This is a genomic window from Streptomyces sp. NPDC030838 (assembly GCF_055572035.1).
Genome location: NZ_JBVIED010000009.1, coordinates 87,121 through 100,710, shown reverse-complemented (window position 1 = coordinate 100,710; position 13,590 = coordinate 87,121). Strand labels below are relative to the sequence as shown.

Sequence of the window (13,590 nt, the reverse complement as noted above, 5' to 3'; positions counted from 1 at the left end):
CGCTACGACGCGGAGAAGTCCACGTCCGCCGCGGGCAGCACCCGGATCCCGCGCCCGGGGAAGTCGAGGTTCCGGAAGATCTCGTTGTGGTGCCTGATCGACTGGTCCGGCGACGCGTACTCGCCGGTGTCGGGCCGGACGGACGTGGTGTGTCCGTCGGCCACCAGCACCAGGTCGTACTGGTGGCTCAGCGCCTGCCGAGCCGTGGTGTCCACGCAGATCTCGGTCGCGAACCCGGTGACGACCACCTCGGTGACCCCGAGTGCCTTCAGGGTCTTGTCGAGATCGGTGTCCAGGAAGCCGTCCGCGGTGGTCTTGCGGACGACCGGCTCCCGCGCGCCGGGCGTGAGTTCGGGCACGATCCGCCAGTCCTCCGTACCGGCCTTCAGCTCGTCGCCCTGATGCTGGATCGTCACCACCGGTACGCCCGCGGCGAGGGCACGTGCGCGGAGCCCGCTGATCGCGGCGACGGTCTCGGCGGGCCGGTGGGCGATCGCGACCAGTGCGTTCTGCATGTCGATGACGAGGAGTGCGGAGGTCCGGAGCATGGGCTCACCGTAGTCCGCCCCGGAGCCGTGCCAGGTCGGAGGGGCGGACCTGGATGACGAGCAAGGCGATCACCGCGGCGATCCCGGTGAAGATCGCGGCCATGACGAAGGCGGCGGAGACTCCCGAGGTGAGGATCTCGTCGGCCCAGGGCGCCAGGAGCTGCCCGGTGCGTTCGAAGCGCAGCCGCTCCTCGGGAGTCGCCTGGGCCAGGAACGCCGGGATCTGCTTGTCGGCCTCGTTGTCGCTCGCCGTACCGAACATGGTGACGAGGATGGACAGTCCGAGAGAGCCGCCCACCTGCTGGGTGGTGTTGAGGAGCCCGGAAGCGGCCCCCGTCTCATGGCTGGCCACGTTCGACAGTGCCATCAAGGTCAGCGACACGAACTCCATGCCCATACCGAGGCTGAAGACCAGGATCGGGCCGAGAACGCTGCCCGCGTAGGTGGAGTGGACGTCGGTCAGGGTCAGCCAGGCGAGGCCGGTGGCGGCCAGGATCGCCCCCGTCACCATGAAGGGCTTGGGCCCGTATCTCGGCAGGAGCCGGGACGCGAGCCCGGCGCCCACCGCGATGACCGCGCTGACCGGGAGGAAGGCCAGTCCGGCCTGGAGCGGGCTGAAGTCCAGCACGTTCTGGACGAAGAGCGTGAGGAAGAAGAACATGCCGAAGATCGCGGCGGCGAGGCTCAGCATCATGCCGTAGGTGCCCGCCCGGTTACGGTCCGCGAACATGTGCAGGGGCGTGATCGGCTGCCGGGAGCGCCGCTCCAGCAGGATGAACACCAGCAGGACGACGACGGCCGCCGCGAACACGGCTGGCGTCAGCCTGTCCCGCCAGCCGTCCTGCGCGGCCCGGATGAACCCGTAGACCAGCAGCACCATGCCGATCGTGGAGGTCAGCGCACCCGCCAGATCGAAGTGGCCCGGCCGGCGCTCGGACTCCCGGATCCAGCGCGGGGTCGCGAGCACGATGAGCAGGCCGATGGGCACGTTGACGAACAGCACCCAGCGCCAGTTCAGCCACTCGACGAGCATGCCGCCCGCCAGCAGCCCGATCGCGCCGCCGCCCGCCGAGACCGCGGCGAAGACACCGAAGGCCCTGTTGCGCTCGGGCCCTTCACGGAAGGTCGTACCGACCAGGGCGAGCGCGGTCGGCGACGCGATGGCGCCGCCGACGCCCTGGAGGGCACGGGCGGCGAGGAGTTGCCAGGCGTTCTGGGACAGTCCGCCGAGCAGTGAGGCGAGGACGAAGACGAGCAGGCCGAGGACGAAGACGCGTCGTCTGCCGAGGATGTCGCCCATCCGCCCGCCGAGCAGCAGCAGTCCGCCGAAGGTGAGGGTGTACGCGCTGACCACCCAGGACAGGCTCGTCGTGGAGAAGTCGAGCGAGCGCTGGATGTCCGGCAGCGCGATGTTCACGATGGTGATGTCGAGCACCACCATCAGCTGGCAGGACGCGATGACCAGCAGCGCCATACCGCTGCCGCGGCCATCGGTCCGCTCCTTCTCCTGCGGGGTGGCCTGTGCTGCGGGTGTGGACTCCGGATGGCTCATGGCATCGCGCCGTCGGCGAGGGTCGTCCGTGGCCGGTGCCGGCCACCATTCGACCGTACGCCGCTCCAGGACGCCCCTCCAGTCGATCACGGGGCCGGCGGGTGACCCGCTGCGGCGGCCGGACTCGGCGCGCGCGCCGCCTCCTTGTGCGGGTGAGCCCGTATCAGGTCGATCCGCTCGCCCGGGCGAACCGTACGGGCAGGCTCCGCGGGCCGCGGATCAGCATGCCCGAACGCCAGGTGATCGCCGCCGGATGGATGTCCAGGGACAGCTCGGCGCAGCGGTCCAGCAGTGTCCCGATCGCGACGCGTGCCTCGAGACGGGCGAGCGGCGCGCCCAGGCAGTAGTGGATGCCGTGGCCGAAGGCAACGTGGCCGCGGGCGTCGCGGCGGATGTCGAAGCGGTCGGGTGCGGGGAAGCGCGCGGGATCGCGGTTGGCGTCGGCCATCGCGACGAGGACCAGTTCGCCGCCGCCGGGGACGACCGTGTCGCCGATCGTCACCGGCTCGGTGGTGAACCGGTACGTGGGGGTCTCCACGGGGCCGTCGTAACGCAGCATCTCCTCGACCGCGTTGTCGATGAGGGACGGGTTCGCGCGCAGCGCGGCCAGCTGCTCGGGGTGCGTGAGCAGGGCCAGGACGCCGTTGGAGATGAGGTTCACGGTGGTCTCGTGGCCCGCGACGAGCAGCAGCCAGGCCATGCCCATGAGTTCCTCGTGGGAGAGCCTGTCGCCGTCGTCGTCCGAGCCGTGCATCAGCGCGCTCATCAGGTCGTCACCGGGGCGCTGCCGCTTGTCCTCCACCAACTCCGCGATGTACCGCGCCATCGAGGCGGCCGCGGCCTTGCGGACCTCGGGGTCGGTGGCGTCCAGGGCGTCGTTCGACCACGTCCGGAAGGACTCGCGGTCCAGGTCGGGGACGCCGAGCAGTTCGCAGATCACGGATATGGGCAGCGGGAAGGACAGCGCCCGCACGAGGTCGGCGCGGCCGTCGGGGGCGGTGAGCATCCGGTCCAGGAGCGCGTCGGTGGTCTTCTGGATGCGCGGGGCGAGTTCCTCCACGCGGCGCGCGGTGAACTCCCGGGCGACCAGCCTGCGCAGCCGGGTGTGGTCCGGCGGGTCGGCCCGGAGCATGTGCGGGCCGGAGGAGACGGCGCCCAGCGGCAGCGAGGGCGAGGCCTTGCTCCAGTCCTTCGACAGCCGGGAGTCGGCCAGTGCGGCGCGCCCGGCCTCGTATCCGACGACGAGCCAGGCCGAAGCGCCCCCTTCCGGCATCCGGATGCGGTGCACCGGGCCCTCGGCCCGTAACCGGGCGTAGACGGGGTAGGGATCGCGGGTGAACGACTCACCGAGCGCGGCCAGGTCGACGACGTTCATGGGGCACCACCTCATGGGCTGGTTGCAGGGCTGTGGACATCGTGCCGCACCGAGCAGGACGTGCCACCGGTGCTGACACCGACGGCTCGCGCGCCGGGGAGGGGCTACCGGGCCAGGTACCGCAGCGCCACCGCCGCGTGCAGCGCGGCGCCGGTCGCGAGGGCCGGCTCGTCGAAGACGACGCGGTTGGAGTGACAGTCGGGCGCCTCCTCCGCGGAGTCGCCCGGCGGGCGGGCGCCGAGGAAGGCCATCGTGCCGGGTACGCGGCGCAGGACGTAGGAGAAGTCCTCGGCGCCCATGAACGGCTGGGACAGGTGGTGGACGCGATCGGCGCCCAGCAGTCCGGCGGCGGTCTCGCGGACGGCGCCGGCGACCGTCTCGTCGTTGACGACGGGCGGGTAGCCCTCGGGCAGCTCCACGTCCACGTCGGCCGCGTGGGCGGCGGCCACATGCCGGGCGACGCGGGCGATCCCCTCGCGTACCCGGAGCCGGGTCTCGGGGGTGAGGGTGCGGAGGGTGCCGTGCAGCTCCGCCGTCTCCGGGATGATGTTGGTCGTGGTCCCGGCGTGAAGGGAGGCGACGGTGATCACGGCGGGGTCGAAGACGTCCACCGTGCGGGTGACCAGCGTCTGCAACGCCTGGACGATCTCGCAGGCCACCGGGACGGGATCGAGGGCCACGTGCGGTGCCGAGGCGTGGCCGGACCGGCCGCGCACGGTCAGGTGGATCCGGTCGGAGGCGGCGAACGTCGGGCCGGGGCGCAGATGGACGGTGCCGGCGGCGAAGCGCGTGGTGACGTGCAGGGCGAACGCCGCGACGATCCCGGGGCCGTCCGTGCTGTCCAGCAGCCCTTCGTCGATCATGTACTGCGCGCCCCCGTCGGTCTCCTCGGCGGGCTGGAACATGAACAGCACCCGCCCCGCCAGCTCCGCCCGCCGCGCGGCCAGCAGCCGGGCCGCGCCGACCAGCATCGCCGTGTGCAGATCGTGGCCGCAGGCGTGCATGGCGCCGGGCACCTCGGAGGCGAACTCCAGGCCGGTGTCCTCCTGTTGGGGCAGGGCGTCCATGTCGGCGCGGAGCAGCACGGTGGGCCCGGGACGACCGCCCTCCAGCACCGCCGTCACCGAGCTGAGCCGCTCCCCCGTGGTCACGGTCAGCCCCAGTCCGTCGAGTGCGGCGAGCACCGCGCGCTGGGTGCGCGGCAGATGCAGGCCCAGTTCGGGGGCACGGTGCAGACGGCGTCGTACGGCGACGATCTCGGGAAGCAGCGCACGAGCCTCGGCGAGCAGGCGATCGGGGGCGGCGGTCACCGCGCACCCCCGGCGAGCGTTCCGTTCAGCAGAGCCACGGGCACGGGCGTCTCCCTCCGGCGCAGGGGTGTGGCGTTCCGTCGGCCCGGGATGACTGCCCACGCGGGAGGCTCTTCACGCGACCCTCCTAGCATGGGGCGGTGGCCGCCCCCGCCGGTGGCCGGGAGGGGAGGGTCCGATGGTGCGCAGACCGGTCGACGGCGAGGTGGACGTTCATTATGGCCAGCTCTACGTCCTGAGCGACCGCGACGACATGGCGGATCTGCACGCGTGTTTCGCCGGTCAGGCGTCGGGGCTGTGCGGAGCCGCGGTGCCCGGCATGCTGTGGCTCGTCACCGGGCTGCACACCGGTGGTGTCGGCTTCACCGTCGAGGTGCACGACCGGGCTCCCGCGGTGGACCCGGTGTGGGAGGACGTCGTGGAGGTGTCCTACCGGCCGCGGTCCGCGCACGCCGTCCTCGAGGAGTGGGGCGGGGGGAGCTATGCGCTCGAACTCGCCGAGACCGACTACCGGGTGCGCTACTGCGCGTGGGGCATGGACCGCGGGAGGGAGCTGGACACGCGGACGGACGGGGAGCAGGCGGACCGCTATCTCCTCCAGTTCTGGCCCGATCCGCCCGCGCCGGACCGCATCCTGCGGCAGACGTCCCGACTGGCCGCCTACTGGCACGGGTTCGCCCGCGGCCTGCCGGCGCCCCCCACGCCCGCCGAACGCGCGGAGGCCGAACGCCGGGCCCGTCTCGAACAGGAGCGTGTCGAGCGGGAACGGCGGCTGGAGATCGAACGCTGGGAATGGGGAGGGCGGTTGCCGAGCGACAGCCTGCGCGCCGTCGAGGGCGTGGCGTCGGATCTTCGCCGCTTCGACGCCGACCTCGTCCACGCGCTGGACGCCGCCGGGCCCGAGGTCCAGCGCGAGGTCGCCGTGCTCGCCGCCCGGCGCGCCTGCACGGCGGCGGGCATCGCCGAGCTGGCCTGGGTCGCTCCCGCCCTCACCGCGCTGGAGCAGGGGCGACCGCTGCCGCCCCCGTTCGACGACTGGGACCGGATGTGGCAGGCGCTGCGCGCCGATCCCGAGGTCCCGGACCGCACGGTCGGCGAGGCGATACCGCCGGAGAGGCCCCCGCGTCCGGAACCGCGCCCTCGCCCCGGCGTGGGGCGCGCCGTGGCGGTGATCCACGTGACGCGTCCGGCGGGCACCCCGGCGCGTCCGGCCCGGGTCTCACAGCCGCACATGGCTCTTCCGGCCGTGTTCCGCGCGGGCGCGTCCGATCCGCTCAGGGCGGCCATCGACGCGGTGACCGCCGCCGTCCACGCCTACGGCGAGGATCACCCGACGCTGCTCCAGGAGGTACGGGCGGCCTGCTCGTAGCCCGGCGGCCGCATGCTGCTTCAGGTGGCGGGCGTCCTATGGTTGCCGGCGCCTGGCCGGCGGTCCCCGAAGCAGGGCTGGAGGAGGTCTCGCAGAAGTACGCGTATCTCACGCTGAGCGTGCGTTCCAGGGACCTCTACCAGGATGAGCCGTCACCGGATCACACCGTCCACGTGCACGTCGAGAGCGCCGACGACACCGCTCGCGTCACCTGGCCGGCCCGTCAGGTGGGTGGCCGGTTCGGCGGCAGGGTGGAGTCGGCCTCGCTCTGACCATCCGACCGCCGGGCGGCTCACTCCGCGGCCCACTCGGCGTTCGCGCCGCAGAGGATCAGGCACGGCAGGTCCCCGGGAACGCGTCCGGCCAGCCAGGCGGCGAACGGGGCGGCCGCGGCCGGTTCGACCGCGATCCGGCACTCCTCCCACAGCCGGTCCCGGGCCCGCAGGATCTCCTCGTCGCCGACCAGCACGGAGGACACGTCGTGCCCGGTCAGAACGGCGAAGGGAAGCGTCCCGACCCGGCTCGCCCCGAGCGCGGAGGCGGCGACCGAGTCCACCGCCGAGTCCACCGGCTCTCCCGCGGCGAGCGCGTCGTGCAGGCAGCGGCAGTTCCGCGGTTCGACGGCGACGACCGGGCGTCCGGCGCTCGCGAGTGCCGTACCGGCCGCCAGTCCGCCGCCGCCGACAGCCGCCGCGATCGTGTCGACCTCGGGCGCGTCGGCCACGATCTCCGCCGCCACAGTGCCCTGACCGGCGACGAGGGCCGGATCGTCGTAGGGGTGCAGGAACCGGTGACCCGGCCGCGCCGCGGCGTCCCACGCCGCAGCGGCGGCCTCGGCGAAGGTGGCGCCGTGCCGGACGAGCCGGGCGCCGGCGGACTCGATGCGGCGGGCCTTCGCCGCCGGAGCGGTCTCCGGCACGTAGACCGTGGCGGACAGGCCGAGCAGCGCGGCGGCCGTCGCGACCGCCAGGCCGTGATTGCCGCCGGACGCGGCCACGACGTGGTCGTCCACGGGCCCGGCGAGCATCGCGTTGAGCGCTCCGCGCAGTTTGAACGAGCCGCTGCGCTGGAGGTGCTCCAGCTTCAGCAGGACGCGCCGGCCGTCGATCTCCAGATCGAGCAGTGGAGTACGACGGACGTACGGGCGGATTCTGTCGGCGGCGGCCTGGACATCGGCCGCGGAGAGCATGGTGGTCGGCGTCTTCACGGATTCCATGCTTCAGCGCCGCCATCATTAGCGCCAGCGACGATCGATAAGCGGCCGTTAGTGATGCTTACGATGGGTGCATGATGCGAGAGCTGGACGTCAACCGCCTGCGGGTGCTGATGGAGGTGGCCCATGCCGCGTCCATCGCCGAGGCGGCGCGGAACCTGTCCTTCACGCCCTCGGCGCTCTCCCAGCAGCTCTCCAAACTGGAAGCCGAACTCGGCACCCGTCTGCTCGAGCGCCGCCCGACGGGGGTGACTCTCACCCCGGTCGGCGCCGTGCTCGTGGAACACGCCGAGCGCGTGATCGGAGAGCTCCGGCAGGCGCGCGTCGCGGTGGAGGCGGCGATGGGGGCACAGCCGCAGCGGCTCGCGCTCGGCTCCTTCGCGACCGCGGCGCAACTGCTGGTGCCGGCTGCGCTGGCCGCGCTGCAACACCGCCATCCCCGGGCCGAGTTGTCGCTCGTCGACATCGAACCGCCCGAGGGCTACGGACTGGTGACGTCGGGCGATCTCGACGTGCTGATCACCCACCGCTACCCCGGCGTGGCAGCGACGCCCCACCCGGGGCTCGACCGCCTTCCGCTGCTCGACGACCTGCTGCGGCTCGTGCTGCCCACCGGCCACCACCTCGCCGGGGGCACGGCACGCCGTGGTATCGACCTCGGCCGGCTCGGGAACGAGACGTGGATCTCCGGCGCGCCGGGCGTCCCGAACAGGATCTGTCTGGACACCCTCGCCCGCCAAGCCGGTGTCGACGTCCATGTCGCCTACGAGTCGGCCGACTACCACGTCATCCTGGCGCTGGTCGGCGCCGGACTGGGGGTCGCGCTCGTCCCCGAGAGCATGCTCGCCGGCGCCGACCGCTCCCGGGTCTCCGTCCACGGGCTGCGCGGGCTCACTCCGGCCCGGGAGATCAGCATCGTCCACCGCCGACGACCCACCCCACTCGTCCGCGAGCTCATCGACTTCCTGCGTCCGGCCCCCGGCAAGTTGCCGAAACGGCAACAGGACTCGGTGGCGCGGCAGCGTCCGCGGCATGATCGGCACTGAGCCGGGGCGCGCGGCGGATCGATGACGGTCGTGGCCCACGTAACCCGATCGACGCGGAGGACTCATGCCACTGCACGTCACCGAGGCCACGCACCGCCTCGTCCCGTCGGGGGCGGGCCGGATCCACCTGGTGGAGCAGGGAACCGGGCCGCTGGTGCTGCTCGTGCACGGTTTCCCCGAGTCCTGGTACTCCTGGCGCCATCAGCTGCCGGTGCTGGCCGCGGCCGGTTTTCGCGCGGTCGCCCTGGACGTCCGCGGTTACGGCCGCTCCTCCAGGCCCGCCGACCCCGCCGCGTACCGGATGCGCGATCTGGTGGCGGACACCGTCGACGTGGTGCACGCCCTGGGCGAGGAGTCGGCGGTGGTCGTCGGCCATGACTGGGGCGCGGCAATCGCCGCGAACTCCGCCCTGCTCAGGCCGGAGGTCTTCCGCGCGGTGGGGCTGCTCAGCGTCCCCTACACACCGCGCGGCGGACCGCGCCCCAGCGAGGTCTTCGCACGGCTGGGCGGGGACGAGGAGTTCTACGTCTCCTACTTCCAGCAGCCGGGCCGCGCCGAGGCCGAGATCGAACCCGACGTGCGGGGCTGGCTCGCGGGCTTCTACGCCGCGTTCTCCGGCGACACCATGCCCGGGCCGGGGGCTCCGGACCCGCACTTCGTCGGCAGGGGCGGGACGCTGCGGGACCGGTTCCCCGCCGGCCGGCGTCCCGCCTGGCTCGGTGAGGGCGATCTGGACGTCTACGCCGGGGAGTTCGAGCGGACGGGCCTGTCCGGGGCGCTGAACCGGTACCGGAACATGGACCGCGACTGGGAGGATCTCGCCGGTCTCGACGGCGCCCCGATCACCCAGCCGTCGCTGTTCATCGGGGGCCGCCGGGACGCCTCCACCACCTGGCTGGCCGACGCGATCGACGCGTACCCCACCACCCTGCCCGGGCTGGTCTCCTCCCACCTCCTCGACGACTGCGGCCACTGGATCCAGCAGGAACGCCCCGCCGAGGTCAACCGGATCCTCACCGACTGGCTGGCCGCCCTGCCCGCCTGAACCGCGCGCCCCGCTCCGCGCCTCAGGACAGGTTGTCCCCGTGGGTCAGCGTCTCCCAGGCGACGAAGAGGTTGTTCACCCCCATCGGACGCCGGGCCAGGGTGTACGCCTGGGTGTTGGTCATGGCGTGGCCGAGGCGGTTGTGCAGGGCGTTGTAGCCGACCTCGGTGACCGGGCCGAGGCCGCGCTTGACGGTGCCGCCGCAGAGCCAGGACGGCGGGTCGTTCAGTTCGTACGTGGCGTGGAAGCCGAGCGCGTGCCGGAGCCGCTCGCCGAACTCGGGGTAGAGGTCCTGGCCTTGGATCCGTGAGGTCTCGGCGACCTGGGCGATGGCGGCGATGCCGTAGCCGGTGTGAGTGAAGTCGCGGCAGGTCTCCTGGCTGAGCCCGTTGACGAAGGTGGTCTGGTGGTGCCAGTAGGCGATGATCTCGTCCCGGGTGTCGCGTCCGTCGCCCGGCTTGGTGCGGGGCAGGGCGCCGTCGGACGTGAGGTAGATGTAGGCCGGCACGCGGTTGCGGAAGAGCGAGACGGCCCGGTCGTAGATCGCCCTGTCCTCGAGGAAGACCCCGATGCCGATGATGGCCTGGGTCATGCTCAACTCCCAGTTGCCGTTGGAGTTGGAGCCGTTCTGGATCTCCGGGTAGTAGACGTTGCGGAGCATGGTGGCGAACCGGCCGGCGTTGGGCCAGTTGCCGTACACATGCTTGATGATCTCGGCGGCCTTGGGCCAGGAGGAGGCGGCCCAGGCGGTCTGCAGCGGCGCGTTGCTGTTGGTGTGGTCCCGGATGGTCGCCGACCAGGCGTCCATGATCTGGATCGCTTTGTTCGCGTGGGCGGTGTCCCGGGTGACGTACCAGGCGAGGGCGTGGGTGTACGCGGCGAGGGCATCCTCGCGCTCGTCCGTGCAGCCGTAGTTGGGGTTGGAGTACGAGCCGCACTCGACGACGGCGCGCGGGTGGGGCGTGTAGGAGAGGGAGGCGTACCGCGAGTTCATCATCTGGCTGAAGGCCGCGGCCTGCGGGGCGGTGCCCGCGTTGACGCGGGCGCGCATGGTGTCCAGTTGGGCGCGGCTGACGCCCACGCCGGGATGGGTGAACACGGCGGGGGCGGCCTGCGAGGCCGGGATCGCGGCGTCGGCGGTGGCGGAGGGGGCGGAGGCGGACCGCCCGGCCGTGGCCGGCGTGGCGAGGACGCCCGCCAGCAGCGCGCCGACCGCTCCGAGGAGGGCGGATTTCAGGACTCTGCTTCGCATGTGGGGGGTGCCTTTCTGTCGACACTGCGTTCACATATGTGAGTTGCTCCCGTTGACATGAACGACTCTCTGATGCCGGGAAGTTAACGGCACGCCATGCACGCGTCAAGGTCTAGACCTACACGGAAGACCGGGTCCGGGAAAGCCCACCGCCCGCGATCGCGCCTGAGTACGCGTACTCAGATCGCTTGCGTCGTACGCCCTTACGTCACCACTCCGCGTTCCCCACGATGAAGTGCCCCGCCCCCGCGTCCGAAAGAGGAACCCATGGGCCGTGACCTGCAGCTGCGCGCTGCCACTCCCGAGGATCTGGAGTGGATCCACGAGCTGCGTCATCGCGTGTACGCACAGGAGCTGGGCCAGCATGCGCCGCATCCGTCCGGGCGGCTCCGCGACGGGCTCGACGGCGACAACGTCTATCTGGTCGCCGCGCGCGGAGCGAGTCGCATCGGCTTCGTCAGCCTCACCCCGCCCTGGCTGGGCCGGTACGCGCTGGACAAGTACCTGACGCGCGACGAACTGCCGCTGCTCGCCGAGGACGAGCCGTTCGAGGTGCGCATCCTCACCGTCGAGCCGCGCTACCGGACCACCGTGGCGGCACCCCTGCTGATGTACGCGGCCCTGCGCTGGATCGCCGCCCGGGGCGGTCGCACGGTGGTGGCGATGGGGCGCGCGGAGCTGCTCACCATGTACCGGTCCGTCGGGCTGCGCCCGGTCGGCCGTACGGTCCACAGCGGCGCAGTGACGTTCGAGGTGCTGAGCGGAAGCGTCGCCGAGCTGACGAGGACGGCGATGGACCGTTACCGCGCCCCGCTGGAGCGTCTGGCATCCGCGGTGGACTGGCGGCTGGACGTGCCGTTCGCACCCCGGCCGGACGGCTGTGAACACGGCGGCGCCTCGTTCACCGCCATCGGCACGGACTTCCGCACCCTGCACCGGCGCCATGAGGTGGTCGCGGCCGACGTCCTGGACGCCTGGTTCCCGCCGGCCCCCGGGGTGCGGGCCGTCCTCGCCGAGGACCCCGCCTGGGCCGCCCGCACCTCGCCCCCGACCGGCGCCGAGGGCCTCCAGGCGGAGATCGCCGCGGCCCGTTCGCTGCCGGCGGAGACCCTCGCCCTCGGCGCCGGTTCGTCCGACCTGATCTTCCGGGCGTTCGGCCGGTGGCTGACGCCGGAAAGCAGGGTGCTGCTCGTCGACCCGGGGTACGGCGAGTACGCCCATGTCACGGAGCGGGTGATCGGCTGCCGGGTGGACCGGTTCCGGCTGCGCCGCGAGGACGGCTGGCGCATCGACCCGGACCGCCTGTCGGCCGCCGTCGACGCCGGCCGGTACGACCTCGTGGTGGTGGTCAACCCGAACAACCCGACCGGACGTCACGCGCCGGCCGCGGAGCTGCGCTCGGTGATCGCCGCCGCGCCGGCCCGGACCCGCTGGTGGATCGACGAGGCATACCTGGGCTACGTCGACCTGGAAGAGTCGCTCGCCGGGCTCGCCGCGACCGACCCGCGGGTCGTGGTGTGCACCTCGCTGTCCAAGATGTACGCGCTCTCCGGCGTGCGGGCCGCCTTCCTGGTGGCGGAGCCGGCCACCGCGGCCGAGCTGCGCCGGTGGACGCCGCCCTGGCCGGTAAGCCTCCCGGCGCAGCTGGCCGCGGTGGCCGCCCTGCGCGACCCGGCCTACTACCGCGACCGCTGGCTCCGCACCCACGAGCTGCGCCGTCGACTGGCCGCCGATCTGGCCGGGTTGGACCCGACCCTGCTGGTCGAGGAGTCCGTGGCGAACTTCCTCTCCGTGACCCTGCCGGCCGGCGGGCCGAGCGCCGCACAGTTGGTGCACGAGTGCCGCCGGCACGACGTGTATCTGCGCGATCTGTCGCCGCTGTCCCCGGCGTACCAGGGCCGCACCGTGCGCATCGCGGTCAGGGACACCGCCGAGAACGCGCGCATCGTGGCCGCGTGCCAGGCCGCCCTGGACACACTGGGCCCGCGTCCGGCCTCGCCCGCTCCGGTCCCCGCACCCCTCTCCGCCGCCGGAAGCACTCGATGATCACCGTCGCCGCCCTGACGCCCTACCTCGGTGGGGCGCTGCTCCTGGGCGGCGTCGCGGTGGTGGCGTCCCGGCGCCGTGAGCTGATGATCCGGTGGTGCGCCTGGGCGGTCGGAGTGCCCCTGGTCACCGGTGCGTTCTGGTGGGGCCGCCCGGGCGCCGCGCTGGTCGCCGTCGTGGCCGGGCTGATCGCCGTGCTGGAGTACGGCGGGCTGATGCGGCTGGGCCGGGCCGACCGGCTGGTGCTGGCCTCGGCGGTCACGGGCGTGGTGCTGGCGGCCTGGCTGGCCCCCGGCCAGGTGCTCCGGGTCGTGGCGATCGGGGCCCTCGCGGTGGCCGCGGTACCGCTCCTGGCCGGCGACGCCGAGCACGGTCAACGCCGGCTCGCCGCCGGGCTGCTGGGACTGGCCTGGCTGAGTGTGCTGGCCGCGCTGGTGCCGCTCGGGGCGAGCGCGCTGGCGCTGTTCGTGGCGGTCTCCATCGCCGACATCGTGGCGTACTTCGCCGGTCAGGGGCTCGGCGGACCGCGGCTGTCGCCCCTGTCACCGGCCAAACGCTGGAGCGGAACGCTCACCGGTGCCGCCGCCGGCCTCGCGGTGCTCGCCCTGCTGTCCGCGTTCAGCTGGCCGATGGCCGTCGCCGTGGCGGTCGGCGGCCCCGCCGGGGACCTCCTCGAATCGATGATCAAGAGAGGTGCGCAGGCCAAGGACGCCGGCCACTGGCTGCCCGGCTCCGGCGGCCTGCTGGACCGGATCGATTCACTGCTCGTCGCCCTGGCCGTGCTTCTGGTCCTGCGGTGACCCTCGTCGTCGACACCGGCCTCCGGGCCTGGTG

The 13,590-nt window shown here is 72.8% G+C and carries 12 protein-coding genes; 6 read left to right on the top strand and 6 right to left on the bottom strand.

Translation table 11 applies throughout. The annotated features are described in order from the left end of the window. Nucleotides 1-2: 2 nt before the first annotated feature. The 4 genes from ACZ42A_RS23160 to ACZ42A_RS23145 form a co-directional block, all read right to left on the bottom strand. Nucleotides 3-548 (bottom strand): isochorismatase family protein, encoded by a 546-nt coding sequence (locus ACZ42A_RS23160; RefSeq protein WP_468529156.1) that lies wholly within the window; start codon nucleotides 546-548, stop codon nucleotides 3-5. Nucleotides 549-552: 4 nt separating this feature from the next. Further along, nucleotides 553-2,022 carry an MFS transporter gene (locus ACZ42A_RS23155; RefSeq protein ID WP_468529335.1) on the bottom strand — a complete coding sequence of 490 codons (1,470 nt, stop codon included), beginning with the start codon at nucleotides 2,020-2,022 and terminating at the stop codon, nucleotides 553-555. A gap of 241 nt (nucleotides 2,023-2,263) precedes the next feature. Further along, nucleotides 2,264-3,475 carry a cytochrome P450 family protein gene (locus ACZ42A_RS23150; RefSeq protein WP_468529155.1) on the bottom strand — a complete coding sequence of 404 codons (1,212 nt, stop codon included), beginning with the start codon at nucleotides 3,473-3,475 and terminating at the stop codon, nucleotides 2,264-2,266. Nucleotides 3,476-3,579: 104 nt separating this feature from the next. Further along, the gene (locus tag ACZ42A_RS23145) at nucleotides 3,580-4,785 is read right to left on the bottom strand and encodes a M20 metallopeptidase family protein (protein ID WP_468529154.1); all 1,206 of its coding nucleotides are present in this window, start codon (nucleotides 4,783-4,785) and stop codon (nucleotides 3,580-3,582) included. Nucleotides 4,786-4,963: 178 nt separating this feature from the next. Between ACZ42A_RS23145 and ACZ42A_RS23140 the strand changes: the two genes are divergently transcribed. Then, complete coding sequence (locus tag ACZ42A_RS23140; RefSeq protein ID WP_468529153.1) at nucleotides 4,964-6,154, top strand: hypothetical protein; 1,191 nt, start codon at nucleotides 4,964-4,966, stop codon at nucleotides 6,152-6,154. Between the two features lie 38 nt (nucleotides 6,155-6,192). Continuing rightward, nucleotides 6,193-6,426 (top strand): hypothetical protein, encoded by a 234-nt coding sequence (locus ACZ42A_RS23135; protein ID WP_468529152.1) that lies wholly within the window; start codon nucleotides 6,193-6,195, stop codon nucleotides 6,424-6,426. A gap of 20 nt (nucleotides 6,427-6,446) precedes the next feature. On the opposite strand, the gene ACZ42A_RS23130 is transcribed toward ACZ42A_RS23135, so the two are convergent. After that, a complete protein-coding gene (locus ACZ42A_RS23130; RefSeq protein ID WP_468529151.1) occupies nucleotides 6,447-7,361 on the bottom strand; it encodes a serine/threonine dehydratase in 915 nt (304 codons plus the stop codon). Between the two features lie 80 nt (nucleotides 7,362-7,441). Between ACZ42A_RS23130 and ACZ42A_RS23125 the strand changes: the two genes are divergently transcribed. Both ACZ42A_RS23125 and ACZ42A_RS23120 read left to right on the top strand, forming a co-directional pair. Next, nucleotides 7,442-8,413, top strand: coding sequence for a LysR family transcriptional regulator (locus ACZ42A_RS23125; protein ID WP_468529150.1), 972 nt, complete (start codon nucleotides 7,442-7,444; stop codon nucleotides 8,411-8,413). 64 nt (nucleotides 8,414-8,477) lie between these two features. Further along, nucleotides 8,478-9,458 (top strand): alpha/beta fold hydrolase, encoded by a 981-nt coding sequence (locus tag ACZ42A_RS23120; RefSeq protein WP_468529149.1) that lies wholly within the window; start codon nucleotides 8,478-8,480, stop codon nucleotides 9,456-9,458. Between the two features lie 22 nt (nucleotides 9,459-9,480). On the opposite strand, the gene ACZ42A_RS23115 is transcribed toward ACZ42A_RS23120, so the two are convergent. Next, nucleotides 9,481-10,710: an alginate lyase family protein gene (locus tag ACZ42A_RS23115; protein ID WP_468529148.1), complete on the bottom strand. Its 1,230-nt coding sequence runs from the start codon at nucleotides 10,708-10,710 to the stop codon at nucleotides 9,481-9,483. A gap of 267 nt (nucleotides 10,711-10,977) precedes the next feature. Here ACZ42A_RS23115 and ACZ42A_RS23110 point away from each other — a divergent pair, with 267 nt between their 5' ends. Both ACZ42A_RS23110 and ACZ42A_RS23105 read left to right on the top strand, forming a co-directional pair. Continuing rightward, nucleotides 10,978-12,756, top strand: coding sequence for an aminotransferase class I/II-fold pyridoxal phosphate-dependent enzyme (locus tag ACZ42A_RS23110; RefSeq protein WP_468529147.1), 1,779 nt, complete (start codon nucleotides 10,978-10,980; stop codon nucleotides 12,754-12,756). Further along, nucleotides 12,753-13,556, top strand: a complete 804-nt coding sequence (locus ACZ42A_RS23105) for a phosphatidate cytidylyltransferase (RefSeq protein WP_468529146.1) — start codon at nucleotides 12,753-12,755, stop codon at nucleotides 13,554-13,556. The genes ACZ42A_RS23110 and ACZ42A_RS23105 overlap by 4 nt, the downstream gene beginning before the upstream one ends. Nucleotides 13,557-13,590: the final 34 nt, after the last annotated feature.

Bases quoted from the DNA above. Each gene is read 5' to 3' on its own strand.
- ACZ42A_RS23135 (WP_468529152.1), top strand. From the start codon at position 6,193: ATGGTTGCCGGCGCCTGGCCGGCGGTCCCCGAAGCAGGGCTGGAGGAG.
- ACZ42A_RS23140 (WP_468529153.1), top strand. From the start codon at position 4,964: ATGGTGCGCAGACCGGTCGACGGCGAGGTGGACGTTCATTATGGCCAG.
- ACZ42A_RS23115 (WP_468529148.1), bottom strand. From the start codon at position 10,710: ATGCGAAGCAGAGTCCTGAAATCCGCCCTCCTCGGAGCGGTCGGCGCG.
- ACZ42A_RS23160 (WP_468529156.1), bottom strand. From the start codon at position 548: ATGCTCCGGACCTCCGCACTCCTCGTCATCGACATGCAGAACGCACTG.
- ACZ42A_RS23105 (WP_468529146.1), top strand. From the start codon at position 12,753: ATGATCACCGTCGCCGCCCTGACGCCCTACCTCGGTGGGGCGCTGCTC.
- ACZ42A_RS23155 (WP_468529335.1), bottom strand. From the start codon at position 2,022: ATGGCGCTGCTGGTCATCGCGTCCTGCCAGCTGATGGTGGTGCTCGAC.
- ACZ42A_RS23110 (WP_468529147.1), top strand. From the start codon at position 10,978: ATGGGCCGTGACCTGCAGCTGCGCGCTGCCACTCCCGAGGATCTGGAG.
- ACZ42A_RS23125 (WP_468529150.1), top strand. From the start codon at position 7,442: ATGATGCGAGAGCTGGACGTCAACCGCCTGCGGGTGCTGATGGAGGTG.
- ACZ42A_RS23150 (WP_468529155.1), bottom strand. From the start codon at position 3,475: ATGAACGTCGTCGACCTGGCCGCGCTCGGTGAGTCGTTCACCCGCGAT.
- ACZ42A_RS23120 (WP_468529149.1), top strand. From the start codon at position 8,478: ATGCCACTGCACGTCACCGAGGCCACGCACCGCCTCGTCCCGTCGGGG.